The 26215-nt window shown below is 69.3% G+C and carries 22 protein-coding genes and 4 pseudogenes; 17 read left to right on the top strand and 9 right to left on the bottom strand.

Annotation, left to right across the window (positions count from 1 at the left end; all coding sequences use genetic code 11):
- Nucleotides 1-185 precede the first annotated feature (185 nt).
- Entirely contained in the window at nt 186-959 is a 774-nt protein-coding gene (locus tag ACF08N_RS33365) for a methyltransferase domain-containing protein (RefSeq protein WP_392328471.1), read from the bottom strand.
- A 49-nt stretch (nt 960-1008) separates the two neighbouring features.
- Here ACF08N_RS33365 and ACF08N_RS33370 point away from each other — a divergent pair.
- Nucleotides 1009-1113, top strand: a pseudogene (locus ACF08N_RS33370) (IS5/IS1182 family transposase); the annotation flags it as partial.
- A gap of 361 nt (nt 1114-1474) precedes the next feature.
- Here ACF08N_RS33370 and ACF08N_RS33375 read toward each other — a convergent pair.
- Nucleotides 1475-3079: a carboxylesterase/lipase family protein gene (locus tag ACF08N_RS33375; RefSeq protein WP_392328472.1), complete on the bottom strand. Its 1605-nt coding sequence runs from the start codon at nt 3077-3079 to the stop codon at nt 1475-1477.
- 418 nt (nt 3080-3497) lie between these two features.
- Between ACF08N_RS33375 and ACF08N_RS33380 the strand changes: the two genes are divergently transcribed.
- Nucleotides 3498-3926, top strand: a complete 429-nt coding sequence (locus ACF08N_RS33380; RefSeq protein ID WP_392328473.1) for a VOC family protein — start codon at nt 3498-3500, stop codon at nt 3924-3926.
- An 11-nt stretch (nt 3927-3937) separates the two neighbouring features.
- Here the strand turns inward: ACF08N_RS33380 and ACF08N_RS33385 are convergent.
- A pseudogene (locus tag ACF08N_RS33385) lies at nt 3938-4139 on the bottom strand (IS5/IS1182 family transposase); the annotation flags it as partial.
- A gap of 83 nt (nt 4140-4222) precedes the next feature.
- Between ACF08N_RS33385 and ACF08N_RS33390 the strand changes: the two are divergent.
- A complete protein-coding gene (locus tag ACF08N_RS33390) occupies nt 4223-4450 on the top strand; it encodes a hypothetical protein (protein ID WP_392328474.1) in 228 nt (75 codons plus the stop codon).
- 97 nt (nt 4451-4547) lie between these two features.
- On the opposite strand, the gene ACF08N_RS33395 is transcribed toward ACF08N_RS33390, so the two are convergent.
- Nucleotides 4548-4943, bottom strand: coding sequence for a RidA family protein (locus ACF08N_RS33395; protein ID WP_392328475.1), 396 nt, complete (start codon nt 4941-4943; stop codon nt 4548-4550).
- Nucleotides 4944-5086: 143 nt separating this feature from the next.
- Here ACF08N_RS33395 and ACF08N_RS33400 point away from each other — a divergent pair, with 143 nt between their 5' ends.
- Nucleotides 5087-6058 carry a helix-turn-helix transcriptional regulator gene (locus ACF08N_RS33400; protein WP_392328476.1) on the top strand — a complete coding sequence of 324 codons (972 nt, stop codon included), beginning with the start codon at nt 5087-5089 and terminating at the stop codon, nt 6056-6058.
- A 248-nt stretch (nt 6059-6306) separates the two neighbouring features.
- Nucleotides 6307-6684 (top strand): hypothetical protein, encoded by a 378-nt coding sequence (locus tag ACF08N_RS33405; RefSeq protein WP_392328477.1) that lies wholly within the window; start codon nt 6307-6309, stop codon nt 6682-6684.
- A 242-nt stretch (nt 6685-6926) separates the two neighbouring features.
- Here ACF08N_RS33405 and ACF08N_RS33410 read toward each other — a convergent pair whose 3' ends face one another.
- From ACF08N_RS33410 to ACF08N_RS33420, 3 genes are read right to left on the bottom strand one after another with little or no spacing between them, the layout of a single operon-like run.
- The gene (locus ACF08N_RS33410; RefSeq protein WP_392328518.1) at nt 6927-7601 is read right to left on the bottom strand and encodes an HD domain-containing protein; all 675 of its coding nucleotides are present in this window, start codon (nt 7599-7601) and stop codon (nt 6927-6929) included.
- A 4-nt stretch (nt 7602-7605) separates the two neighbouring features.
- Nucleotides 7606-7902: a hypothetical protein gene (locus ACF08N_RS33415; RefSeq protein WP_392328478.1), complete on the bottom strand. Its 297-nt coding sequence runs from the start codon at nt 7900-7902 to the stop codon at nt 7606-7608.
- The gene (locus ACF08N_RS33420) at nt 7899-8378 is read right to left on the bottom strand and encodes a DUF2269 family protein (protein WP_392328479.1); all 480 of its coding nucleotides are present in this window, start codon (nt 8376-8378) and stop codon (nt 7899-7901) included. The genes ACF08N_RS33415 and ACF08N_RS33420 overlap by 4 nt, the downstream gene beginning before the upstream one ends.
- 87 nt (nt 8379-8465) lie before the next feature.
- On the opposite strand from ACF08N_RS33420, the gene ACF08N_RS33425 reads away from it, so the two are divergent.
- From ACF08N_RS33425 to ACF08N_RS33435, 3 genes and pseudogenes are all read left to right on the top strand, one after another.
- Entirely contained in the window at nt 8466-8807 is a 342-nt protein-coding gene (locus tag ACF08N_RS33425) for a PadR family transcriptional regulator (RefSeq protein WP_392328480.1), read from the top strand.
- A complete protein-coding gene (locus tag ACF08N_RS33430; protein WP_392328481.1) occupies nt 8804-9502 on the top strand; it encodes a permease prefix domain 1-containing protein in 699 nt (232 codons plus the stop codon). The genes ACF08N_RS33425 and ACF08N_RS33430 overlap by 4 nt, the downstream gene beginning before the upstream one ends.
- Nucleotides 9503-9671: 169 nt before the next feature.
- Nucleotides 9672-9802 (top strand): annotated as a pseudogene (locus ACF08N_RS33435) (transposase); the annotation flags it as partial.
- Nucleotides 9803-10838: 1036 nt separating this feature from the next.
- Here ACF08N_RS33435 and ACF08N_RS33440 read toward each other — a convergent pair.
- Nucleotides 10839-13586 carry an ATP-binding protein gene (locus tag ACF08N_RS33440; RefSeq protein ID WP_392328482.1) on the bottom strand — a complete coding sequence of 916 codons (2748 nt, stop codon included), beginning with the start codon at nt 13584-13586 and terminating at the stop codon, nt 10839-10841.
- Between the two features lie 110 nt (nt 13587-13696).
- On the opposite strand from ACF08N_RS33440, the gene ACF08N_RS33445 reads away from it, so the two are divergent.
- The 3 genes from ACF08N_RS33445 (at nt 13697) to ACF08N_RS33455 (ending at nt 16447) form a co-directional block, all read left to right on the top strand.
- Nucleotides 13697-14320 (top strand): RICIN domain-containing protein, encoded by a 624-nt coding sequence (locus tag ACF08N_RS33445; RefSeq protein ID WP_392328483.1) that lies wholly within the window; start codon nt 13697-13699, stop codon nt 14318-14320.
- Between the two features lie 33 nt (nt 14321-14353).
- Complete coding sequence (locus tag ACF08N_RS33450; RefSeq protein WP_392328484.1) at nt 14354-14851, top strand: hypothetical protein; 498 nt, start codon at nt 14354-14356, stop codon at nt 14849-14851.
- 777 nt (nt 14852-15628) lie between these two features.
- Nucleotides 15629-16447 carry an alpha/beta fold hydrolase gene (locus tag ACF08N_RS33455; RefSeq protein ID WP_392328485.1) on the top strand — a complete coding sequence of 273 codons (819 nt, stop codon included), beginning with the start codon at nt 15629-15631 and terminating at the stop codon, nt 16445-16447.
- A 274-nt stretch (nt 16448-16721) separates the two neighbouring features.
- On the opposite strand, the pseudogene ACF08N_RS33460 reads toward ACF08N_RS33455, so the two are convergent.
- Nucleotides 16722-16844: pseudogene (locus ACF08N_RS33460) on the bottom strand (lamin tail domain-containing protein); the annotation flags it as partial.
- Between the two features lie 623 nt (nt 16845-17467).
- Between ACF08N_RS33460 and ACF08N_RS33465 the strand changes: the two are divergent.
- From ACF08N_RS33465 to ACF08N_RS33490, 6 genes are all read left to right on the top strand, one after another.
- On the top strand, nt 17468-18937 hold the full coding sequence (locus ACF08N_RS33465) for a xanthine dehydrogenase small subunit (RefSeq protein WP_392328486.1): 1470 nt from the start codon (nt 17468-17470) through the stop codon (nt 18935-18937).
- Nucleotides 18934-21312: a xanthine dehydrogenase molybdopterin binding subunit gene (xdhB, locus tag ACF08N_RS33470; protein WP_392328487.1), complete on the top strand. Its 2379-nt coding sequence runs from the start codon at nt 18934-18936 to the stop codon at nt 21310-21312. Before ACF08N_RS33465 ends, xdhB begins: the two co-directional genes overlap by 4 nt.
- Nucleotide 21313: 1 nt before the next feature.
- Complete coding sequence (gene xdhC / locus ACF08N_RS33475; protein WP_392328488.1) at nt 21314-22123, top strand: xanthine dehydrogenase accessory protein XdhC; 810 nt, start codon at nt 21314-21316, stop codon at nt 22121-22123.
- 307 nt (nt 22124-22430) lie between these two features.
- Nucleotides 22431-22586, top strand: a complete 156-nt coding sequence (locus ACF08N_RS33480; RefSeq protein WP_215186698.1) for a hypothetical protein — start codon at nt 22431-22433, stop codon at nt 22584-22586.
- Nucleotides 22587-22808: 222 nt separating this feature from the next.
- Entirely contained in the window at nt 22809-24305 is a 1497-nt protein-coding gene (locus ACF08N_RS33485; RefSeq protein WP_392328489.1) for a UDP-N-acetylmuramoyl-L-alanyl-D-glutamate--2,6-diaminopimelate ligase, read from the top strand.
- Between the two features lie 490 nt (nt 24306-24795).
- A complete protein-coding gene (locus tag ACF08N_RS33490; protein WP_392328490.1) occupies nt 24796-25950 on the top strand; it encodes an aminotransferase class V-fold PLP-dependent enzyme in 1155 nt (384 codons plus the stop codon).
- The last annotated feature ends 265 nt before the right edge of the window (nt 25951-26215 follow it).

Below are 26215 nucleotides of genomic sequence, written 5' to 3' on the forward strand. Positions count from 1 at the left end.
CTTGCTCCGCGCCCCGAAAACTGGTGCCAACCCGCGACCATGATCGGGGCTCGCGTACCAGCCTTCGCGTCCCATTAGGCGTACTCGTCACGCCGCAACCGTCGCTACCTGCGACGACGCCAGGTCCACGGCACCGTCGTCGTCGCCTCGATCCGACTCCGGCTCCGCTCGTGATCGGCGACTGGCTAGTCGTCCGAGCTGCTAGCCGACGGCGGTACCTCGACGACGAAGAACAGGAAGGTGGTTCTGGTCGAAAGGTCATGGAAGCCGTCGGGGAACAGTTCACGGGCGGCCGGGTCGGGCTGCGGCTCGCTGATGAGGGAAAGACGGAAGCCGGCCGTGGTGAAGGCATCGGTCATCGCGTGCAGCGGCTTGCGCCAGAACCTCATCGGGACGGGCTGTCCGTTGAACGTCCATTCGAAGGTGTAGCTGGTGGTCGCAAAGTAGTCGGGCCGAGGATCCTGGATCGTGTAGGCCACGAAAGGGTGGTCCACCGACGCGATCAGCCGGCCGCCGGGCCTGAGCACTCGCCGCAACTCGGCCAGCGTCGGCCCCCAGTCCTCCAGGTAGTGCAGGACCAGCGACGCGACCACGTCGTCGAACGCACCGTCGTCGAACGGCAGAGGGTCGCTCAGGTCGACCACGTGCAGGGCCATGTCGTCACCGAGCCGCCGCCTGGCCAACGCCAGCATCCCGGCGCTGGCGTCGATGCCGGTGACGACCGCCCCGCTGTCGCGTAGTGCAGCGGACAGGGGGCCCGAGCCGCAGCCGGCGTCCAGGATCCGACGGCCGGTCACGTCTCCGGCGAGGGCCAGCATCGCGGGCCGCTCGTAGTACGCGTTCACGAGGCTGTTCTCGTTCTCCGCCGCGTACGCCTCGGCGAAACTGTCGTAGTCATTCACCTGGTCCCGATCTGCAGACCGAGCGAAGCTGTCGGGCACGTCGGTTGCGCGTTCCATTGTCCCAGCCTAGAAGTCGCATGAACCGCCGGACAGGCACTAGTTCGCCCTGCTCCTCGGGGTCGTGGTCACCGCGGCCGGCGTTCAGGACTTCATTGCCGGCTGGACCATGGTCGAGAAGGTGGCCGTCGAGCACCCCACCGTCCGCGAGACTTGTCATGTCGCCGCGGCGGTTGCAGACATCGACGAGCGGCTGCGGGCGGAGATCCGGGAGCGGCAGCGGCACCGCGAGCGGATCGCCCGCCGCACCGCCGGGGACCGGATTACGGCAGGAAGACACGGCGGTGCAGCGGTCCCGGCGCGTGCGGTGATTTTCGGTCGGGGTCGTGCAGGGCGACAGCGACGGCGGCCCGCCTGGGGCGGGGCTGCCGTTGTGTTGGTGCGGGGAGGAGTCAGATCCCGGGGCAGGGCCCGGGGTTCTCCCGTTTCCCGCGGCCGGCTCGCCCCGTCGCCCTCAGGGACCCCTCCCTGACCCAGGCGGCCTGGTCACTACGACCACCGCTCGGCGGGCGCGGTCAGCGGAGGGATTTCCAGAAGCCGTAATGGTGGTCCTTGGCGAGATCGACCGGGCGGATGCCGCCCGGACCCGAGGCGAGGGACTGCACGTTCGGTGCCGCAGGGGTGGTGGGCTTCCAGTCCACCTCGCCTGTACGGGCGAAGTCGGTCCAGATGCGTATCATCCGGTTGGCCAGGCCCTGCTGGGCCGTGGTGAGTGACTCATAGGCCTCGAGTTCGAAGAAGTACGGAAGCTCGAAGGTGTGCGCGGCTCCCACCTCGAAGTCGGGCTTGTGGTAAGTCGGGTTCGAGTACCAAGGGACCTCGCCATCGGCGAATTCGTAGGTGTACGTGGGTACCTGGTCGGACAGTGCCCGGCCGGTGTCGACGGAGTGCCAGGCCCACTTGCCGTCGGTCAGGGCCGCCGCGAGGGCGAGAGCAGGAGAGTCGTCATATGCGCTGCTGGGGTAGCGCGCGGCAACGAGGGCGGCCTTCTCCTTGCCGAACTCCTCCTGCAAGTGGGCGTGGTAATCGGCCTGATCGATCTGCGCCTCCGGGTCGCCAGTGGCGGCCTTCTTGGCCAGCTCCAGGCCGTAGACCCGGGCTCGTTCCTCGTAGCGGTTGATGCCCTGCAGCACCGGGACCTTGTTGAACCGGCCGGTGGCGAACGCCTCCCGAGGGGGGCGAGGCAGCAGCCTGCCGCCGTAGACGGGTGTGTATTCGGGGCCCGCGCCGAACGGATTCACCAGTTGGCCGGGGAGCGCGATGCGCCAGTCGTCCAGACCCTGCTCCTTCTCGATACCCGCGGCGGTCGCCACGCCTTCCGTCAGGGCGTCCACGCGGTCCCGTCGTCCCATGTCGGCCGTGCACGGGGCACTCTGCAGAATGACCCGGTCGAAGAGGCCGGCCGATGACGGGGCGACCAGATGGGCGCAGGTGCTGTAGCCGCCGGCGGACTCACCGAACAGCGTGACGTTGTCCGGGTCGCCGCCGAAGGCGGTGGCGTTGCGCTGCACCCAGCGCAAGGCCGCCTGCTGGTCGAGGAAGCCGTAATTGCCGGACTCACCCCGCCTTTCGAGGTCCGGATGGGCGAGGTAGCCCAAGGCGCCGAGCCGGTAGTTGACTGTCACCACAACGACGTCACCGTGGGCAGCAAGCCGCTCGGCACCGTGCATGGCGCCCTCCCCGTCGGTGTGGTCACCGCCGTGCAGGTAAACCATCACGGGCAGGGACTTGGACGAGGCGGTGCGGGGTGTCGTGACGTTGACGAAAAGGCAGTCCTCGTCGTCGGACGCGGGTCCGGCAGGCGGGACCAGACCCATTTGGGGGCAGGCGGCACCCGGTTCCGCGGCGTCCCGGACACCGTCCCAACTCCTGGCGGCCGTGGGAGGCGCCCAGCGTCGCTGACCGGTGGGCGGGGCGGCGTAGGGAACGCCCTGGAAGATGCGCACGCTGTCAGTCAACGTGCCACGTACGGCACCCCTGTCGGTGCGCACTATCGAGGGATCACTGTGATCCGCCGCAGCCTCCGGTTCGACGGCGGTCACCGCTCCCGTGATGCCTGCGGTGGCCGCGGCGCCCAAGGCGAGAGCGCCGGCAACTGTTTGTGCTGTCCGCTTCAACATGTAGACGAGCGTATGAACTTGGCGATCTCGAGAGCAGCCGGTCAGCCACCAGCCTTCGGGTGGGGCTAACCCCACGCTCAGAGGGGGCTAACCGCACCCTCTGAGCGGAGAAGACTTCCTGCCGTGATGTTCAGGAACAGGCGCTCATGACCGCGGCGACGGTGCTCTAGAGGCTGTTCCGTAACTGATCTTTGCGTGGGGCTGGTTGGCCCGGATTGGGTTCTGTGTCCCACTGGTCGGCACGCCCCGGCGAGGGCCATGGCCGCGGTCTGCTCCGGAACGACGGGCAACCACTTGGAGGCATCGACATCGGGTCACCCCCTGTGACGGCACGAGACAGCAGCGGCTCGCAAGTCCCCCTCCAACATGCCGATTCTGACCGGTAGATGAGCAACAGACCCCCTGCTATGGTGCGCCGATGTCATCGATCAAGCAGTTTCAAGTCACCTTCGACTGCGCAGAACCTGAGCGCGTCGCTCGTTTTTGGTGCGAGGTGTTGGGGTACGTCGTATCGCCGCCGCCGGCGGGGTTTGCTACTTGGGACGATTTCGATCGCTCGCGGCCGCTTGAGGATCAGGGTTCGTGGTTCGCATGCAGTGATCCCTCAGGTGTGGGCCCGCGACTGTTCTTTCAGCGCGTTCCCGAGGGGAAGGTCGTCAAGAATCGGGTGCATCTTGACGTGCGGGTCGGCACCGGGCTCGTGGGTGAAGAGCGCCTGGCCACGCTTGAAGCCGAATGCGCACGACTGGTCGCGCTCGGCGCGGTACGCGTGCGGCTACTGGCTGACGACAACGATTCGTGCATCTTCATGCAGGACATCGAGGGCAACGAGTTCTGTCTCGACTGAGCGTCCTCCGAGACGGCGAGTCGGGTGTCGGCGTCGATGACGACCTGGTGATTGGTCACGTACCGGTAGTTCTTCGACTGCTCGGCACCCTGTGATCCCGCGTGGGGAACCACGGTGCCGTCGACGATCAGCACGGCGTCCTTGCGGAACCGCTCGCGGGGGCTGGACCGCAAGCGACGACCCGAGGTGGCCAATGGTACGGCTCGACACAGATCATCGGCGGTGTAGCGACGGGTGTACTCGGCAGCGAGCTCGCGGCGCGAGCGCTTGCCGATCCCTCGGCGGTCGTTCTCGGTTTGCTGGAGCCGGCTCAGTTCGGTGGTTGGGGCGGGCTCGGGGAGGTGCTCGTAGGCGACCCGGGCATGGGCCAGGGCCGCCTGCAGCCGGAGCGAGTTCGCCCGGCCGTACTCGGGTCCGCGGACACCGCGGCGCTGACGTACGTCGAGCGGAAGGCGGACGTCTGCGTGCCGAAGTGGCCGCAGTCGCCGCAGTCGCCGCAGGAAGAACTCGCCGTCGAGCCATAGACGCCGATTGTCACCGTTGTGAGCACCGGCAGCCACCCATCGGCCTGCTGCTCGTGCCGCTTCGACCGGCACGAGCAGCAGAGCCGGCGCGGTCGCATCACGCGACGGCGGTCCCCTCGAGCTCGACCATCTGGCCGGGGATCGCCAGCCGTGTCACCCCGAGCATCGTAGTGGTCGGCGCCACCCCGGCGGCGCCCAACCGCGACGCCAGCACGCCGTAGTGCGGGAACAGCAGATCGACGTCGGTGGTGTAGACGTTGAGCCGGACGAGGTTCGCGAGGGACATGCCGGCCTCGCCGAGAACGGCCTCCAGGTTGTCGAGGCTCAGGGCCAACTGTGCGGCCATGTCACCGTCATGCTGGGGCTTGCCGTCGCCATTCATCGCGGTCTGCCCGGAGCAGTACAGGGTCCGGGTGTGTCCGGAGACGATCTCACCCTGGTTGAATCCCATCTCCACCGACCACGTCACCGGGTTGACTGCCGTTCGTTCCACTGCCACATCAGCTCCATTCGATTCATTCACGGGGAGTACGTACGTCCATCGGCGAGATAGCCGCCACCGTTGACGCCGATGCTCACGAGGAGCCTTCCAACGAATCACGACACCCTTGGTCATGTATTCGATAAGGTCCTCGCATGCGCGCCGATCGGCTGGTCTCGCTGGTGCTGCTGCTGCGTCAGCGCGGTCGGCTGACGGCGGACACGCTCGCCCGCGAGCTGGAGGTGTCCACCCGTACCGTGCTGCGCGACATCGAGGCGCTGTCCGCAGCCGGCGTCCCGGTCTATGCCGAACGCGGCCGACACGGCGGGTTCGCGTTGTTGCCCGGGTTCCGGACCGAGCTCACCGGACTCAACCACGACGAGGCCCTTGCCTTGCTGGCCGCCGGATCGAGGCGCGGCGAGCAGGCATTCGGCCTCGGCTCGGCGCTCGCTTCGGCCACGCGCAAGGTCGTTGACGCCCTGCCCGAAAGCCATCGGGCCACCGCGAGCGACGCGGCCCAGCGATTTCTCGTCGAGCCGGAGACCGACCTGCTCTCACGCCGGCCGGTCACCGAGGAGGTGCCCGGCACGACAATGAACGAGATCCGGCGCGCGGTGCTCGCCGGACACAAACTGCGCATCCACTACGCGGCCACGGACGAGACACCACAGTGGCGCACGGTGGACCCGATCGGCCTCGTCACCGTACGCGACCGGGGCTACTTGCTGGCCACGAGATGCGGCGCGGACCGCACCTACCGGCTGTCGCGGGTGTTGGCCGCCGAGGAACTCCCCGAACCGGCACAGCGACCGAACCGGGTTGATCTGGACCGGCTCTGGCGGGAACGCTGCGCGCAGTTCCTGTCCAGCGGCCATATCGCCGTGCTGATACGGGTGACCCCGGAGCGGCGGGAAGACCTGCTGAACACCGCGGTAGCCGTCCGCGCCGCAGAACCCGACACGGACGGCTGGCTGCGGCTGGAGGTGACGTTCCAAGATCTACGACACGCCGAGTGGGCGCTGTGGCAGCTCGGCACGGACGCGGAAGCCTTGGCCCCGGGGTCGTTGCGCACCTCCCTGCGCAACCGCGCCGCCGCGATGGCCACCCGCTACGGAGACTCGTCCTGAGAGTTGGTCAGGGCGCATCGGAAGTGCCGGTGACGCGGCGGCGAAGCAGAGGATGTCAGGCCCCCTGCAACTGGTCATCCGTGTGTGCGAATTGCGCCTATGATCTTCAGGCTCCGGAAGACCACCGGACCATCCTTCTACGGGGGCCCATGCTCCGACGCGTGGCTGCCGTCATTGCATCCACTGCCGGCGCGATAGCCCTTTGTGCCGCGCCTGCTTCCGCCAGTCCCACAGTCAACTGGAAGCCGGTGAGCACCAACGCCAACTGGCACTGCAGCACTCCCAGCGACCACCGAGCGTACGCGGGTGTATGGGGCGGGGTGAACTTCAAAACCTGCATCGTCAAGGGCACGACGTCGGGAGCCAAGGCGCAGGCCGTGCTGGTGATTCAGAACAAGGCCCGGCAGCACGTCTACATCGAAAAGGGTCGGATCCTCTTCGAGTCGGGCAGGGGCGGGGACGTGTGGTGCGCCGCCTCGAACCTGGCCCCAGGCGCTACGGCAGGCTGCTTCGGTCCGTCGGTCGAGATGTACGACTGCGAGACCACCACCGCTGCCGAGACATGGTTGACGCTCCTGGGCAAGGAGCAGCAGGGCTGGAAGCAGGCCGAGTACACCCCCTGCTGAACCGTTGCGGCGAGGCGGACGCCGACTTGCCGCGGACAACGAATGATCCCTGTCTTGCCCTCGCAAGGCCGTAGAACAGCATGGAGGCCGAGGAGCGTTGTCCGCTCCTCGGCCTCCATGCTGCTGTGACTGGTGTACCAGTCGGTTGGGTTGCCGCAGGTACGGCCCTGGACGGAGCGCCCGCACACACTGGTGAGATCACCGGAGGCCGCGAGGCCGGCCCCGGCTGGACCGAGGAGTGCTCACGCGTTCGGCTGGTAACCGACGTAGTCGTTCAAGTCTGGGGATTGGGTCATCAGCTCTCTCCAGGTGGGCCAGATTGCCTGGGTCTCCTGGCGAACAAGTTCGCCGGGCATGCTGAACGGCGGGGCCTTGTGGGGTTTTTCGAGTGCTTGAGCGACGATCGTGTCGTAGAGCACGGGCGCGGCGTGGAGGCGGGGCAGCATGGCATGGATGCGGTCTGCGTAGCCGGCCGGGAGGGTGTGGGCCCCCTCGGGGCCGAGGTCGAAGCCGGCGCCGGCCGTGACCAGCGCGATCTCGGGACGTTTGCGTATGGCGATCTCGTAGTGCAGGTGCAGGGCGATCGCATCCCATACGACCTCGACCCTCTCAGGTGACAGCCCCTGGTCGGTGAGGAAGCGGGCGGCCAAGTCGGCGCCGTCGATATCGAAGGGCTGATCGCCGTTGCCCTCGGTACTGAGTCCGGCATCGTGTAGAAGGCAACCCAGGAAGAGCAGTTCGTCGTCATAGTCGCGGTCGGGTTGCAGGTCTTGCTGCTCTCCCAGGAAGCGCCCGTAGAGATAGGTGCGCATGCTGTGGTTGAAGATCGCCGGGGCCTCGATGTCCTGCACGAAGCGCATCGCTCTCAGCGCGATGTCGGTTCGGGGAAAGGGCAGTTCGCCGTTTGCGTCGTCCATCACGTCAGCCTTCCTGGGCATGGCGGGTGAGAGGTTGGCTTTCTCGGGAGCGGTTTCGGATCCAGCGCAGGGCGAGCAGTCCGCCGACTCCCGGGATGGCGGCGCGCCATCGAGCGCCCGGCGAGGCGGCAGGCGGGGCCATCGAAGTGGCCGCGATGGCGACGAGGTAGGCCGTGCCGTGCAGTGGGCCGACGAGCGTCGTGATCGCTTGGGCGTGTGTGGTGAGCAGGTTGCCCAGCAGGACTGCGAAGGAGGCGGCCTCGGCGCCGGCCGCGATCCGCATCGTACGCAGGGGGATCACGCTCCCGTGGTGGAGCCGGGGCGGACGATCATCAGGATGACGACGATCGTCCAGATGACGTTGAAGATGCCGGTGAGCATGGTCAGCCGCGTCGCCGCGGCACGGGGCCCATCCTGGGTGGGCGAGCCCTGGATCAACGCGAGCAGGCGCTGCTGGCCGGGCAGGATGGCCATGGCGAGGATGGCCGCGGCAATCACGGTCAACGCGAGCGACGCGATCAGCCATGCGTCGGTGAGGACGCCGAGCGCGGCAGCGGTGGCGAGCCCGAAGACCGGCACGGCGAGACCGGCGACAGCGTAGCCGCGGCAGATCTTGTGCAGGAGTGCGGCGATCGAGGCGGCTCGAGCGTCCGGGTCCTGGCCGCCGGACGCCGACGCCTGCAGCGCGTAGCGGGGGAACATCGAGGCGGCCACGGTGATCGACCCGACCGCCAGGATCGCCGCGAGGACATGTAAGGACAGCAGCACCTTGGTCACGGAAGGCGCCTCCAAGTCAGCAGAGACGAATACGTTGGCTGCCAATACATACACTACCTACAGCAATGTTGGGTAGGCTGCCTACTCATGAGGGCAGACGCGGTGCGCGGGCACCTGGACGGACTGTTGCTAGCGGTGCTGGAGCCGGGCCCGCTGCACGGCTACGCGATCATCGCTGCGGTCCAATACCGCAGCGGGGGTGCGCTCGAGCTGCGCACAGGCACGATCTACCCGGCCTTGAACCGGCTGGAGCGACTTGGGCTGCTGAGCAGCAGCTGGCAGTCTTCCGGCGAACGGCGCCGGCGATGCTACGAGCTCACCGACGCGGGACGGCACACCCTGGCCGGCGAGCGGACCGCGTGGAGCGAGTTCACTACAGCGATCGGCTCGGTCCTGAACCCCGCCGCACCGCCCGGGCTTGCCACATGAACGCCATCAGTCGGCAAGCCGACCCCATCGAGGACTACATCGCGGCCCTGACAGCGGCCCTGCACGGCCCGGCCCGGCCCAAGGCCCGGATGATGGAGGAGATACGCGACGGCCTCGCCGACACGGTAGCGGCGCACACCCGCGACGGAATGCCCTACCGGCGCGCCGCCCACCGAGCAGTGCGAGAGTTCGGGACCCCCGACGAGCTCGTGCCGAGCTGCCAACGGGAACTGACCATCACCCAGGCCCGGCACACCGCCCGAGCCGTCGCTCTCACCGCCCCCTTCCTGATCGCCTGCTGGTACCTGGCCCAGACCGCCGACCACGATCAGACCTGGCAACTGCCACACACGGCGCAGCTGCTGGCCGTTCATCTGGCCGGTGTCGCGACCGTCGCCGCACTGCTCGCCGCGGCGACGCTGGCCACCACCGGCACTCTCGCCCGCTGGCTGCCCACACCGCACCGGCTGCCCCTCGCGGTCGCCTGGACCGGTACCACCGCCAGCGTGGCCATGGCGGTCGCGACGCTTGCGCTCGCCACCGCCTCCGTCCTGGCCACGAACTGGCCGCTGCTCGCGTTCGCCTGCGTGCTTGCAGCCGCGTCACACGCCATGGTGGCAGCCTCGGCCCGCGCCTGCCGCCGATGCGCGCGCATACCGACCACGCATCCCACCGTCTCCCGGCTGCGCGACTGACGTGCCCTGGGACACGTCATCGGGCATTCACTGGATCAAGATCACCTGAGCGCCGGCGACGCGGAGCTCCGGCAGCTGCCCCCGTGTGGCTGCCTGCCGGCCGCCTGCGTCCACTGGTGCCCGAGGGTCCGGCACCCCGGGCGCAAGCGGCATCTCGAACCGGCTGGTGTTCCAAGGCATCCTGTTCGTCCTGCACACCGGACAGCCCGGGAACATGTCCCGCAGGAACTCGGCTTCGGCTCGGGCACCTGCTGGCGCCGCCCGGCCGAGTGGACCGAAGCCGGTGTGTGGCCCCGGCTGTCGCCACCCTGACGGGCGGCAACCGTAACCACGTCACCCAGCTGATGCCACTGCTCCAAGCGGTACCGCCCGTGCGGGGCAAGTACGGCCGAGACGTGGTGCTGGGCGGCCCCGGCTACGACCGCGACAAGCACCGCCGGCTGGTCCGGGATCGCGGGATGCGCACTCATCTGCCGGCGACGAATGCAGAAGCTCCCGCCGCGTTAGCGGTCGCAGTCCAGAGCAGCCCGGAACCCACGATCTTGGATCATCGGGAATGCTTGCTGCGCGGCAGCAACCCCATGCATCGATCGCGGCAGGGGACGACGTGATAGCGCTGATCAGCTCTTCGATCGCATTAAGCTTCTGCTTGCGGACGTTCAAGCTGAGCTCCTCCATCGACACCTCCTGGTACGGCATGCTCAGCTGCCACCAGAACCGCATGAGGTAACGACACTCCTGCGGGACACGGTCGTCTGCAAGGCGATCATGAATGACCGCCTGGACGCGTCGCCGCTGCTCGGCGTCACGAAAACCGTTGCTCAAGTCAGTCAGGGTCACGCCCGGACCCTAGCAACAGCGTTGAAGCGTCCGGCGTGACCATCAACCTGCCGGGCACATGGCCACCCGAGCCGAAGGTCGCCGTCACGACCAGGTGGTTGTTGATCCAGACCCGATCCTCACCCGCCGAAGGATACGGACGTCAACAGGTTGACGACATCACGATTCCGCGGCCGGGGACCGCTGCCGGGACCAGCCCTCAAAGATCGTCAGATGGTGGATCACGGCGGATTGATACGTCGCCATGAACTTGCCATTCAGAAGCGGGAGTTACTCGCTCCGCTGATACCTCGGGCCGGCACGGGCGGCCGCGTATGGAGGACCGACGGGGCGTCTGCCGGGCCGTGACCTCACGCCAACCCGGCGAACCGTCAACCACGCGCCGTCCGCGGCACGGTCGCCGGTCGAGCACGGTGTCGCACGGCGTCGCACCGCTGAAAACGTGGCGGATCTTCCGCAGGGCCCGATGCCCCGAATGGAATGTCGTCGAAAGGGCTCAGTGGTTGGCCCATCGTGCAGCCATTTCGGTTCGGTTGGCGTAGCCGAGCTTGGCGAGGATGCTGCGGACGTGGCTTTCCACTGTGCGTTCTGAAATCACCAGGTCGTCGGCGATCTGACGGTTCGTACGGGCCAAGGTGACAAGCTCGGCGATCTGGCGTTCGCGCGGGGTGAGCGGGTCGGTCTCGTCTCGCTGGGCGGCGATCTCGTCGATGAGGCGTACAGCGGCGGTGGCCGGACCGGGCAGGTCGAGCTGGTCGGCGATCACCAGTGCCTCCCGGGCGAGGGCGGACGCATCTGGGAGGGCTCCCTTGTCGCGTTCGATGGTGGCGAGGTCCAGGCAGGTCAGCGCCACATACGGCCGCGCGCCGAGGGCCCGGTTGCGGACCAGCGCCTCGCGCAGCAGTTCCTCGGCCTGCGCCGGACGGCCGGCGGTCAGTGCGAGACGGCCGAGTTCGCGGCTGACCGTGCCGGAGAAGTACGCCGTGGGTGTGCCGATCGCTCCCGGGTACGGCCGGAACAGCGCGAGCTGCTCGTACACCAGCCCCGCGGCCTCCGCATCGCCGGCCATGCTGATCAGGTCGACCAGGTGCAGCAGCACCGCGGGCCACGGCGGGTTCGTCATCGGGACCGGAAGCAGCGGGCGCAGCCGGTCGTAGGCGTCCCGTGCCTCGTCCAGCCGCCCTGCCAGGAACAACGCCCGGCCTCGCAAGGACAGCAGCAGCGGATGTCTGCGCCCCCGGTCGAGGTCACGCCACATGTCCTCGGACAGTTCTGCGGCATCTCCACGCACGACGGCCAGCTGCTGGTGCAGTACGTGGCTCAAGGCGGTGGCGGACTGGTCTCCGCTGGCCCTGGCGAGCTCGGTGGCCTCCTCGTCGAAGCTCCGTGCGTCGGCGAACCGTCCTTCCTGCACGGCCCGGGCCGCGCTCACACGCAGCAGGTGCCATCGGGTCAGCGGCAGCGGAAACCGGGCCACGACCGCCTCGATGCCGCTGATCGCGTCATCCACCAGGTCCAGCCGGCCCAGCAGGTATCCGGCCTGGACGCGCCATTGGTGGCCCAGCACGGCGGCGAGCGGATCGCCGAGCTGTTCGGCGCGGGACACGGTCAGCTCGCCCAGGCGCAGGCGTTCGGCGGTGTCGTCGGGGTGCGCCAAGGTCATCTGCACCGCCCGGGCGGCGTCGAGTTCGGCCCGGAGGTCACCGGTGGCCTCAGCCAGTTCGAGGGCGGCGCGGGCGTGCTCGGCCGCCGCCTCGGGCGCTTCCAGTTCGACCGAGGCAGTGGCGAGTTGGGCGAGCAGCCGCGCACGCATCGCGTCCTGCAGGTCCTCGACGGCCAGTGCCGCCCTGCACAGCCGAGTGATGGCCTCCGAGGCATGGGGGAAGGTGACGCCCTGCAGGACCAGGGCGACCTCGGCGAGCAGGGCCGGCTGGCCGTTCGCCCTCGCCGCGTCGGACGCTTCGTCGCAGTGGCGCAGGCTGGAGTCGTAGCGCCCGGCAAGGTATTCGGCGCGGGCCAGTTCGATGAGCGCCGGGGCGCGCTGCGGGTCCGCCGCATCGAATACGGCGGCCGCATCCGCCAGATGCCGGGCGGCATCCGCGTAGGCATGCCGCTCGCGCGCCAGATCAGCGGCGGTGCGGGACCAGTGCGCGGCGGCGGCACGGTGTCCCGGTTCCGGGCCGGACCGACGCCAGTGTGCCGCGATACGGGCCGCCTCGGCGGTGTCCCCGGCCTGCTCCAGCGCCCGCGCGGCGGCCCTGTGCAGCGCACGGGCGGTCGCAGGGGTGGTCCGGCCGAGCACCTCGTCGCGTACCAGATCGTGGGTGAAGCGGTAGGTGCGCCCGGCATCCGTGGCTCGTGCCGCGGTCAGAACCCCGGCGTGCCAGGCAGCTTCCAGCGCCTGCGCGACGGCGGTCTCGCCCCGTTCCGGCAGGACCGCGGCGAGCTGAGCGGCGTCCAGTTGCTCGCCGAGCACGGCCGCGGCCCGTACGACGTCACGCTGCTCGACGGTGAGCCCGGCCAGCAGGCCGCTGACGACGGTGCCGAGGTTGCCGGCGTTGGCGCGCAGCGCGGTGACGAGCAGAGGCAGCCCACCCGTCCGCCGGTATGACTCGGCCGCGTCCGCCTCGCCGACGCACCGTGCGACTTCCTCCCGCGTGAAGGGCGCCAGGCGCAGCGTGGCCGTCCCGTAGCGGCCCAGGTCCGCGAGTGGCCCGGCGGCTTCCTCGGGCACCGGTTCCCGGAAGGTACCGAGTACCAACAGCCCGGACTCGGCGACCTCGGCCGTCAGCTGCCGCAGCAGGTCGAGGCTGGCAGTATCGGCCCAGTGCAGGTCCTCCAACACGACGACCAGCGGGCGTTCGGCGGCCGCCGCGGCCAGCGCCTCGCCCATCCGGGCCAGTTCCAGGAACCGCACCGCCGCCGCGTCGGCCGGCACCGTCGCGCTCCCCGGCGGCACGGCACCCTGGTGTTCCGCACCCTCGGGGGCGGCTTCCGCGAGGCGCAGCGCGCGCTGCCAGGGCCACAGCGGTGGCGCCACTCCGCCCCTGGGGCAGTGACCCCGTACGACGGTGAAACCTGAGGGGTCGGCATGGCGCCGCAGCGCCTCGGCGGCAAGGGTGCTCTTGCCGATGCCCGCCGGTCCCGCGAGCAGCACCACCGATCCGGAGCCCCGCGCCGCGGCCTCGATCCGCTGGGCAAGGATCGCCAACTCGGCCGCCCGACCGACGAATTCGCTTCCCACCCCGGCAGTATGCCCGCACCCGCGTACCACGTGGGTCGGCTGCGGATACGTACCACGGTTCAGTGGCAGTACTGATGCCCCGGCGACCTGCGGGGGCCACCGTTGTCGGCATGCGCCTCAGGGAACAGAACCCGAAGGAGACCTTCATGGCGAAGAACACCGTGCGGCGAACGGCTCGTGCCGCGGCGATCCTCGGCACCGCACTCGCCAGTGCCCTCTGGGGCTTCACCGGCCCGGCCCAGGCAGCCGAAGTGCTGGACGGCGTCCACTACCTGATCAAGCCCGACCACGCCCGGGGCACCATGTGCCTCGACGTCGCGAACCAGAGCACGGCCCTCGGCGCGGACGTGATCCAGGCCACCTGCTGGAACGGCTGGAACCAGCAGTGGCGGATCGAGCGGGTGGCCGGCGACTACTTCGTGATCAGGGCCCGGCACAGCGGCAAGTGCCTCGACGTCGCCTACGCCAGCTACTCCCACGGCGCGGACGTGATCCAGGCCGACTGCCGGGGCACCACCAATCAGCAGTGGCGCTTCATGGTGGAGACGAACGGATACGCGCAGGTCGTGCCCGGAGGCAAGCCCCAGGTCGGCCAGTTGGTCCAGATCCGTCCGCGGCACAGCAACAAGTGCCTCGACGTCGCGGACCTCAGCATCGCCCATGGCGCGAACGTCCTCCAGGGCACCTGCTGGAACGGCCCCAACCAGCTCTGGCACTTCCAGGTGCCGCGGTAGCGCCCGTTGCCGAGCGCCGAAGGAGAGGACACGATGCGAGCACGCCTGGCCGCCGTTGTCACGGCCGCCGTCCTGGCCGTGGTCGGCTGCGACGACCCGTTCGCGGACGATCCCGCCCCCAAGGAGTCGGCGCCCTCGGCCCATCGCTCCGAGGGTTCGAGGAATCCCGCCCCGAATGCTCCCCCGCCGAAAACGCCGGAGCCCAACAGCCCTATCCCCGATCCGCCACCCCCGTCGCCTGAGCCGTGGGTCCCCAAGGGGCCGGCCACGCTCACCGGGTGCGGCACCCACGCATCGGGCTACCAGTGCTCGTTCCACGGGTACAACTTCAAGCCGGGTGAGAAGGTCCGTCTCACCCGGGGCGTCCAAAGCGTGGGGGGCAACGTCTTCATCGCCGACGAAAACGGCGAGTTCAGCACCAACCTGATCTCCAGCACCCCCTCGGGCACCTACACGTACGTCGCTCACGGCCAGGAATCCAACCGGCAGGCCGGCACCGAGGTCCGAATAACCCCGGGGCTCTGGGGCTGAGCCCCGCAGGCAGCGGGGGCGGGAGCCCGGCGGCACGGCCGGGCTCCCGCGCCCGCCTCTGCTCGGTAGCCGCCGTCAGTCGACGTCGGCCACCGCGTGAGCGAACCGGGCCGCGTACAGCCGGGCGTACGCACTGCCGGAGGACGATGACGCAGTCGACGCCGGTGATGTTTCCGGCCACGTCGGACAGGAGGAACACGATCAGGGCAGCCACTTCTTCGGCTTCGGTCATGCGGCCGCTCGTGACGTTTTGGGCTTTCGCGAGTTGCTGGACGGATTCGGCAAGGCTCTTGCCGGCTGCGGCAGCCATCTTGCCGACCGGCCGTCGGGGCCCTCGTAGACGGAGGTGCGGACCGTCCGGGGGACGGTGTTCACACGTACGCCGCGGGGACCGAATTCCCCGGCCGGGGACTGCCGAGCGCAGTGAGCGCCGCCTTGGCTGAGGCGAAGGCGGAACCCGGTTCCCCCGCCGGGCTGAGGTCCTTCTCCGCGACCTTGGGCCGTCGGGTGGCCTCGTGGCCACCGGCCCAGGTCAACGCAGGGGTCGACCTTCGGACGCTCGCAGGGTTGACACGTGAGTAACATGCGCGCAAAATCGCGGAACCGGACGACATTGCCGAACGAGGTTCGGAACTTGGCACAAGGTTAAGCCCTAGCCCTTTCTCCACAGACGGCCGCGAACAGCGCCGAAGCCCCGGAGACAAACCGGGCACGCCTCTCAGTCATCTGCAGCCACGGTCTGTGGTGTGCACTCCCGTTCCCCGAAAGGGCAAACTCGTGCTTGGCCTGCGCTCGACCCTGACCGCCCTGGCTCTCGCAGTCACCACCGTCGCCTGCCCACTTCCGTCCGCCGTCGCCGACACCACCGACGTTTCTCCGCCCGGCGCCAATGATTGGTCCTGCAAGCCCACCGCCGAGCATCCCGAGCCAGTCGTACTCGTACACGGCACGTTCGAGACCATGGCCAAGAACTGGCCGACGCTGAGCCCCGAGCTGAAGCAAGAGGGCTACTGCGTGTTTGCCCTCAATTACGGTGGCAATGCCATGGGACCCATCGCCGAGTCGGCGAAGGAGCTCGACGCGTTCGTCGACGCGGTGCTGGGGGCCAGCGATGCCCGCAAGGTCGACCTCGTCGGGCACAGCCAGGGTGGAATGATGCCCCGCTACTACATCAAGAACCTCGGCGGCGCCACTGAGGTCGACGACCTCGTCGGGATCGTTCCGTCCAATCACGGCACGGAGAACGCCATACCCCGGCCCGTCGAGTTCCAGGACAGCCCCTGCCCGGCCTGTGACGAGCAACAGGCGGGGTCGCAGTTCCTGACCGACCTGAACGCAAAGGACGAGACGCCGACCGGCCCCGACTACACCGTCGTCACGACCAAGTACGACGAGGTCGTCACGCCCTACACCAGCGCGTTCCTGCAAGGCCCGCCTCGCGAGGTCACCAATGTCACCCTCCAGGACGCCTGCCCGCTGAATACCATCGAGCACGACCAGGCGCCCAACGATCCAGTGGTCCGCCAATGGGTCCTGCACGCGCTGGAGCGCACCGGCCCGGCCGACCCGGCCTTCCGGCCCTCCTGCATCGTCTGACGCTCGACTCTCCTCCTGGCAAGATCCGCGCCGGGACGGAAGCCTTGAAGTCGGCCGCCGGTTCCGGGGCTCCCGCCGTTCACAATGACCATCGGATGGCGCTGCGCCGTCCACACACCTGTGTTCCACGCCTCAGCAAGCGAGCCGTACGACCACAAGCGGTCCAGGGGTATCAGGATCAGCACCGACGGCGCGCCGTCCCTCTGGGGACGACGCGCCGTTTGGGTGCGGAAGGTCGGGCGCGGGCGCCCAGGCACCTCTTCCCGTCCTGGTGTTACCGGTGGCCTGCGCGGTGGTGGTCACAGGAGTAGTCGTCGACGAAGCGGTCGTGGTGGTTGCGAAGGGTGGCGGTGTCTGAGCGGTTGTCCCGGACGTAGTGGCGGCGGTCCTGGTAGAGCCTGCCGATGGGCAGGAGGAGATCGTGGTGGAGTGCCGGCCGGCTAGCTCCGTGAGGGTGGCAGGGTCGCTGCCGGCGCAGCCAGTGGTGGGCGCCGAGGCGCAGTCCGTCCTCCCCCCTGTTCAACGACCGGGAAAGCACGGCGGCTTCGGACCCCATGGCCTGGCGAACTTCACGACCAGGTGACCGAGTCCGCCCAGACCGATGACGGCGACCTTCTTGCCCTCGCCCGCCGGACGGCACTGCCACCACACAGAGGAAGAACCGGCTCAGGGTCTCCACACAACGGCTTGACCGATGGCCTGCGGCATCGTATTTTCGAGCGCACCGACTCGTGAGCTGCTGGAAGGAGGCGAAGTCGGATGTCGACCTTCTCCGACCTGCATCGCCTCGCCCACCAGGCCGCCTGGGTTCCGGGTCGTGTAGCACACGGCTGCTGAGCAGCCCCTCTTCCGGCGTGCCTGATTGCGGCCCCGGCATCTTCTTGATCATTCTCTCACCGCCTGCGGCACGTCGTTACGTGCTGTTCTGCGCGGGTTCTTGAGCTGCGCCACCGAAAGAGAAAGCCCTGAAATGGCGACTAGGACAATTCGATCGACCGCGCACCGAAACGGTGATATGTCATGGTAGCGGCACGAATCACGGTCAACGGGAAAGAAGCACCGATTTCTCCGGCTGCGCCCCACACCACGGTGCTGGATTTTCTGCGCGAGCGCGGCCTCACCGGCACCAAGGAGGGCTGCGCCGAGGGTGAGTGCGGCGCCTGTTCGGTCCTGGTGGCCCGGCCTGGGGTGAACAAGCCCACCGACTGGGTGGCGGTCAACGCCTGCCTGGTCCCGGTCGCGGCGCTCGACGGCCAGGAGATCATCACCTCCGAGGGTCTCGCCACCGCCGGCGAAGACGGCACGCCGCCCACCCTGCACCCGGTGCAAGAGGAAATGGCGGTCCGCGGCGGCTCCCAGTGCGGTTACTGCACACCGGGATTCGTCTGCAGCATGGCGGCCGAGTACTACCGACCCGACCGCTGTGCGCACGCGGATGCGGACGCGGCCGACGGCACCGACCCCGAGCACGGTCCGAACGGTTTCGATCTGCATGCGCTGAGCGGAAACCTCTGCCGCTGCACCGGTTATCGCCCCATTCGCGATGCCGCGTTCGCCGTCGGTGCGCCCACCGAGGAGGACCCCCTGGCGCAGCGTCGCGAGCAGTCCCCGCCCGCGCCGGTCGCCACCGAGTACGCCCAGGACGACAGCGCGTTCCTGCGGAAGAACACCCTGGCCGAGACGCTGGAGCTGCTGCGCGAGCGGCCCGAGGCCGTGGTGGTCGCCGGCTCCACCGACTTCGGCGTCGAGGTGAACATCCGGTCCCGCCGCGAGGACTGCGTGGTCGCCATCGACCGCCTGCCCGAACTGCGGGAGCTGCGCGTCGAATCCGACCACATCGAGATCGGGGCGGCGCTGACGCTCACCGAGATCGAGCGCCGTCTCGACGGCGACGTCCCGCTGCTGGCCGAGTTGTTCCCGCAGTTCGCGTCCCGGCTCATCCGCAACGGCGCGACCCTCGGCGGAAACCTGGGTACCGGCTCCCCCATCGGTGACAGCCCGCCGGTGCTGCTGGCGCTCGAGGCGTCGCTGGTTCTCGCCGACGCCGACGGTGAGCGCGAGGTTCCGCTGGCGGAGTACTTCACCGGCTACCGGCAGAGCGTGCGCCGTCCCGGCGAGCTGATCCGCGCGGTGCGCATCCCGCTGCCGCTGTCGAAGACCGTGGCCTTCCACAAGATCGCCAAGCGGCGCTTCGACGACATCTCCAGCGTGGCCGTCGCCTTCGCGCTCGACATCGAGGACGGCGTCGTCCGCAAGGCACGCATCGGCCTGGGCGGCGTGGCCGCCACCCCGGTCCGCGCGCTCGCCACCGAGGCGGCCCTTGAGGGCAAGCCGTGGTCGGCGGAGATCGTCGAGGCCGCGGCCCGGGTGCTGCGGGGCGAGGGCACGCCGATGGACGACCATCGCGCCAGCTCCCTCTACCGTTCCGCGATGCTCGGCCAGAGCCTGCTGAAGCTGCACGCACAGACCACCGAGGCGGTGTCGTCATGAGTCATCTGTCCGAGCGCCCCGAAAAGCCCGTAGTCGGCGTCTCGATGCCGCACGAGAGTGCCTTCCAGCACGTCACCGGCACGGCTCTCTACACCGACGACCTGGTCCAGCGCACCAAGGACGTGCTGCACGCGTACCCGGTCCAGGTCATGAAGGCCCACGGCCGGATCACCGCGCTGCGCACCGAGCCCGCGCTCGCCGTGCCCGGTGTGGTCCGCGTGCTGACCGGTGCCGACGTGCCCGGCGTCAACGACGCCGGCATGAAGCACGACGAGCCGCTGTTCCCCGACGAGGTCATGTTCCACGGCCACGCGGTGGCCTGGGTGCTCGGCGAGACCCTGGAGGCGGCCCGGCTCGGTGCGGCGGCCGTCGAGGTGGAACTCGAGGAACTTCCCTCCCTGATCAGCCTGCAGGACGCGATCGAGGCGGGCAGCTATCACGGCGCCCAGCCCCTGATGGTGCACGGCGACATCGACGCCGGTTTCGCCGACTCGGCACACGTGTTCACCGGCGAGTTCCAGTTCGCCGGTCAGGAGCACTTCTATCTCGAGACTCACGCGGCGCTCGCCCAGGTCGACGAGAACGGGCAGGTGTTCATCCAGAGCAGCACCCAGCACCCGTCCGAGACCCAGGAAATCGTCTCGCACGTGCTCGGTGTGCCCGCCCACGAGGTGACGGTGCAATGCCTGCGGATGGGCGGCGGCTTCGGCGGCAAGGAAATGCAGCCGCACGGGTTCGCGGCCGTGGCCGCGCTCGGCGCGAAGCTGACCGGCCGGCCGGTCCGGTTCCGGCTCACCCGGACCCAGGACATGACCATGTCCGGCAAGCGCCACGGGTTCCACAGCAAGTGGAAGATCGGATTCGACGCCGAAGGCCGTATCCAGGCCCTCGACGCCACTCTGGTCGCGGACGGCGGCTGGAGCCTGGACCTGTCCGAGCCGGTCCTTGCCCGCGCGCTGTGCCACATCGACAACACGTACTGGATTCCCAACGCGCGCGTCGCCGGTCGCATCGCGAAGACCAACACGGTCTCCAACACCGCGTTCCGCGGCTTCGGCGGACCGCAGGGCATGCTGGTGATCGAGGACATCCTGGGCCGCTGCGCGCCGCAGCTCGGCCTGGACCCCATGGAGCTGCGCGAGCGCAACTTCTACCAGCCGGGCCAGGGTCAGACGACGCCGTACGGACAGCCGGTCACTCAGCCCGAGCGGATCTCCACCGTCTGGCAGCAGGTACAGGAGAACGGCGGCATCGCCGACCGCAAGCGCGAGATCGCGGCCTTCAACGCCGCGCACCCGCACACCAAGCGGGCCCTCGCGATCACCGGCATCAAGTTCGGCATCTCGTTCAACCTCACCGCCTTCAACCAGGGCGGCGCGCTGGTGCTGATCTACAAGGACGGCTCCGTCCTGATCAACCACGGCGGCACCGAGATGGGCCAGGGCCTGCACACCAAGATGATGCAGGTGGCCGCGACCACGCTGGGCATCCCGCTGCACAAGGTGCGCCTCGCCCCGACGCGTACCGACAAGGTGCCCAACACCTCCGCCACCGCCGCCAGTTCCGGCGCGGACCTCAACGGCGGGGCGATCAAGAACGCCTGTGAGCAGCTGCGCGAGCGACTGCTGCAGGTGGCCGCCTCCCAGTTGGGCGCCAACGCCTCGGACGTGCGCATCGTCGAGGGCGTCGCGCGCGTCCTCGGCAACGACAAGGAGCTGGCCTGGGACGACCTGGTGCGCACCGCGTACTTCCAGCGCGTCCAGCTCTCGGCGGCCGGTTACTACCGCACCGAGGGTCTGCACTGGGACGCGAAGACGTTCCGGGGCTCGCCCTTCAAGTACTTCGCCTACGGTGCCGCGGCGACCGAGGTGGAGGTGGACGGCTTCACCGGCGCGTACCGCATCCGGCGGGTGGACATCGTCCACGATGTCGGCGAGAGCCTCTCCCCGATGATCGACATCGGTCAGGTCGAGGGCGGCTTCGTGCAGGGCGCGGGCTGGCTGACGCTCGAGGACCTGCGCTGGGACACCAGCGACGGCCCGAACCGCGGCCGGTTCCTGACCCAGGCGGCGAGCACCTACAAGCTGCCGAGCTTCTCGGAGATGCCCGAGGAGTTCAACGTCACGCTGCTGGAGAACGCCACCGAAGAGGGCGCGGTCTACGGGTCCAAGGCGGTGGGCGAGCCTCCGCTGATGCTGGCGTTCTCGGTGCGCGAAGCGCTGCGGCAGGCTGCCGCGGCGTTCGGGCCCGCCGGGGTCAGCGTGGACCTCGCCTCCCCGGCGACGCCGGAGGCGGTGTTCTGGGCGATCGAAGAGGCCCGCGATGCCAAGGGCAGCGAGATCCCCGTCGACGCGACCGCTCTGAGCAATGCCTGACATGACCTGGGTCACCGCGGTCGCGCGGTTGCGAGCACGCCGGGTTCCCGGCGTGCTGGTGACCGTCGCGACCGTGCGCGGCCACGCCCCCCGACGAGCCGGCGCCAAGCTCGTCGTGGGGCGGAGCGAGACCTGGGGCTCGATCGGCGGAGGCAACATCGAGGCCGTCGCGATCGATCGGGCCCGCGAGCTGATCGGCACGCCCGACGCGGAGCCGGAGCTGATGGAGTTCGCCCTGAACGACAAGGTCACCGGCCGCCACGGCGTGCAGTGCTGCGGCGGAGCCGTCACCGTACTGCTCGAACCGCTGCCGGTGGTCCCGGCGGTGGCCGTCTTCGGCGTCGGGCACGTCGGGCTGGAGCTGGCGCGCATCCTGTCCCGCCACGAACTGGATCTGCATCTGGTCGACACCCGTCCCGACATGCTCACCGAGGAACGGCTCGATGTGCTGGCGGACGCGGTGGCGCAGATCCACGTGCACCACACTCCGCTGCTTCCCGAGGAGGTGCTCGAGAAGCTGGCGCCCGGCACGCACATCCTGATCATGACTCATGATCACGCCGAGGACGCCGCACTGTGCGACGCCGCCTTGCGCACCACCGGTCTCGGCTCCATCGGATTGATCGGCTCGGCGGCCAAGTGGGCGCGCTTCCGGCAGCGCCTGGCCACCGAGGGCGGGCACGACGCGGCCACCATCGACCGGATCAAAACGCCGATCGGACTCACCGAGATCACCGGTAAGGAACCCGCCACGATCGCGGTGAGCGTCGCGGCAGACCTGCTCCGGACGTTCGAACAGGACCGCCACTGAACGGTGCCGAAGGCGGTTGCCGGTCCACGCACGATCCAGTGGCCTTCCCGACCACGAAGGAGGCTCCAGCCGGTCCCCCGGTCGGAGCCTCCTTCGTCATAGGTCCCCCTCATGGGTTCGCGCGTGCCCCTGCGCCGACGCTGCGGCGTGGAGGACTCTCCCACGCCGAGACGACACCCAGCCGCTGCTGAAGTGATCCAGAGGAAGCGCCCACTGCTGTGACCGGACGCCGCGACCAGCGGCGGACCTCCGCGAGCGATGAGCCGCCGCGGCGTACGGGGCACGCGAGCGCACGTACACTCGGCCTATGAACCGCACACGACGCGTCACGGGAGAGTGCCTGCCGCAGGCCGACCCTGCCGCGCGTGCGGCCTCCGCGGGCCGGACGGGCGTCAGCCCCCGGACCGCCGCCGACGGCCGGGCCCCCACGGTCGGCCGCGGCGTCCTGCACGGCCACGGCTAGCGCTTTCCCACCGCGCCCGGGCCCACTCCTCCTGCCGCGCCACGTTCCGCGACGGGCCCCGCCCCGGCAGCCCGGTCTGATCACCGCGCCCCGACCGGCCCCGCCGCCTCGAGGGCGACGCATCGCCCTTCCCACCCCACCACCGCAGTCCCGACGCTCCGTCGGCGCTGCCGCCAGGCGAGGGCCGCACGCCGGGCCGTAGCCTTCTCCGAAAGGACCTCCGTGAAGTTGAGCGGGTTGTTGACCGGCCACGAGCACCACGTCATCCAGGGCGACACTGAATCGACGGGGATCACCGGGGGCACCACCTTCGACGTCGACCGGGTGGTGCCTGGCTCGCTCTTCATCGCCGTACCCGGCCACCGCGGCGGCGGCCCCGCCTCCATCGGTGCGGCGCTCGCGCGCGGGGCGGTGGCGGTGCTCGTCGACGCGGCGGGAGCCGCCGCCGCGCCCCCCGGACGGGAACTGCTGCCCGCGGTGTGCGTCGTAGGGGTGCTCGACACCCGCAAGGCAGCCGCGGTCGTCTCCTCCCGCTACTTCGGCGAGCCGGGCCGGCACATGGACCTGGTGGCTGTCACAGGGACCAACGGGAAGACCTCCATCTCCTACATGGTCGAGTCGCTGCTGAGGATCTCCGAGGGCGCCTCGGTGGGCGTGATCGGTACGGCGGGCAGCCGGATCGGCGACGAGATGATCCCGATGCCGCCGTCGGTGCTGACCACACCGGAATCGCCCGACCTGCAGTACCTCCTGGGCCGCATGCGGGACCAGGGCACCGGCAGCGTGGTGCTGGAGGCCACCTCGATGGCCCTGCAGACGTACCGGATGGACAGGACCTTCGTCGACGTCGGTGTCTTCACCAACCTGACCCAGGACCACCTGGACGACCACGGCACGATGGCCCACTACACGGACGCCAAACTGCGTTTGTTCCAGGGGCTGTGCCGGCACGCGGTGGTCAACGTGGACGACGCCGTGGGAGCCGGCATCCGCGCGATGATGCCGGACGCGGTGACGACCTACGGCCTCGACGAGGAGGCGGACTTCCGGGCCACTGACCTGATCGCCGATGCCTCGGGCACGCGGTTCACTCTGTACCACGGCGGCCGGGCGTACCCGGCGGCGATCCCGGTCCCGGGCCGCTTCTCCGTGTCCAACGCGCTGGCGGCCGTCGCGGCCTGCCACGTGCTGGGGCACGACCTGGACGGGCTGGTCGCCGCGCTCGCCCAGATGCCGCCCGTACCGGGCCGGTTCGAGCGCTTCGTGACCCCCGTCGGCACGTCGGTGATCGTGGACTACGCGCACTCGCCCGACTCCCTCGACAAGGTCCTCACGGCCATCCGCGGCTTCGCCCGGGGCCGGGTCATCACCGTGTTCGGCTGCGGCGGGGACCGCGACACCACCAAGCGCGCCGAGATGGGCCGAATCGCCGGCACCCACTCCGACCTGTGCGTCCTGACCTCGGACAACCCCCGCACCGAGAACCCCGAGGCGATCCTGGACCAGATCGCCCCCGGCATTGAGGCCACCGGCACGCCGTACGAACGCTCCGCCGACCGCCGTCGGGCCATCGCCCTCGCACTGTCCGCCGCTCAGCCCGAAGACATCGTCCTGATCGCCGGAAAGGGCAGCGAACCGCACCAGATCGTGGGCGAGGATCTGCTCCCCTTCAGCGACATGGCAACCGTCCGCGACCTGGCCTCCCGCCTGCTCCCCTGAACGCGCACCTCCAACCCGGGCTTCGCAACCGCGGCTTCGCCCTACAAGTACGCGTCGCGGCTCCGGTGGTGAGGCCGGCCTCGCCCCTGCGGGATGACCACCGTCAGTGGCACCACCCGCCGGAACAGCTCCCACAACTCGTCCGGCACCAGATGCTCGGCAAGACTCGCCATGCCCTGGACAGCGAGAGCGATCCGCCGGAAGAAAGGTGTCCGACTTGACATCGCTTCACGGACGGAGGCCGTTTGGGTGATGATGCTGTCGGCACCCCCGGCCACCTCGCGTAACCTCGTCACCAGAAGGGCACCGACAGCTATTCCGCCACCGCTCCACCGGTCGCGGTGCAAAGGGGTGCTGGATGTCGATGACGAGTCGGCGCGGTCTGCTGGCGAGATCTGCCGGAGCGGTGGCGGTCGCCCTCGTGCCCAGCTCCGGCGTGGCAGGGGTGAACACACCGCGGGCGCGGCCGGTCACGACAGTCGACGGGCGCGTGGACTGGGACGCCTTGCGGGCGCAGTTTCGTCTGGAGCCGGGATGGGTGAACCTCGCGTTGTTCTACCTGGCCTCGCATCCGAAGGTGGTGCGGGATGCGGTGGATCATCTGAGGGCACAGGTCGACGCCAATCCTCTGTCGGTGCCCACGGGGATGGCGCTGCCCGACGGTCCGACCGGATGGCCCCGGGTACGCCAGGCGCTCGCGGCCTGTACGGGAGGCCGGGCCGAGGACATCGCGATGACGGCGAGCACGAGTATCGGGCTGGGTGTCGTCTACAACGGCGTCATGACCCGTCCGGGACAAGAGTTCCTGTTGACGGAGCACGACCACATCTCCCATCGCACCGCCGCCCGGTTGGCCGCCGAAAAGCATGGCAACACGGTGCGGCTGGTCTCCTGGTTCGACGATCCGGCCACCGCGACGGCAGACGGCATCGCCGCGGCGGTCGGCGAGGCGATTCGCCCGGACACGAGAGTCGTGGGGATCACCTGGGTGCAGTCCAGCACGGGGCTTCGGATGCCGGTGCGTGCGGTGGCCGAGGTGGTGCGCCGGGCCAATGAAGGGCGCAGTCCTGCCGACCGGTGCCTGCTGGTCGTCGACGGCGTGCACGGGCTGGCGGCAGTCGACGAGGATGCCGCCGGCCTGGGCGCGGACGTGGTGATCGCCGGAACGCACAAATGGCTGTTCGGTCCAAGAGGAACGGGGCTGGTCTGGGTGGCGCCGGACGTCCTCGAGCAGCTGCGGCCCACGTTCGTGAGCTTCATCAGGGGCGGGGAAGCAGCGTCCCTGTCGCCCGGCGGGTTTCTGGCGTTCGAGCATGCCTTCGCGCTGCCGGTGGCGGTGGCACTGCATGAGCAGCTGGGCCGAGCACGCGTTGCCACCCGCATCACACAGCTGTCGACCCGGGTGAAACAAGGACTGAGCCGCATCCGCGGGGTCACCGTGCACACTCCTGCCGACGCGGAACTGTCAGCGGGCATCACCTGTTTCAGCGTGGCAGGCCGCACCCATCAGCAGGTCGTCGACCACGCCGCCGCCCACCGCGTGCGGCTGTCCACCTCGACCTACACCCGCATCGGCACCGCCGTCATCAACACTCCAGCAGAGATCGACACCGCACTCAACAGCCTGGCTGATCTCACCCGCTGAAAGCCGTTCTGCGCTTCCCCGGGGCGTGGCTGGGGCGTTCGGCACGGGCCCGGCGACGGGCGGGAGATCACGGCCTGACGGTCACCCGGAGCCCGTGCCGTAGCCCGTGTATGTGTTCTCACGCGACTCGCAGCGACAGCCTTCTTTTGCAGCACGCTGGGCGGGTCCTGTTCCCGTCACGGGATTGTGGTGCGAATCGCACATTTCGGGATCGTTGGGCTTGTTGGGGTCCCTGGGGAGGGGTGTGCAGTCCGGGGCGCCCACT

Source organism: Streptomyces sp. NPDC015127, from assembly GCF_043080095.1.
In the GTDB taxonomy this organism is placed as follows: domain Bacteria; phylum Actinomycetota; class Actinomycetes; order Streptomycetales; family Streptomycetaceae; genus Streptomyces.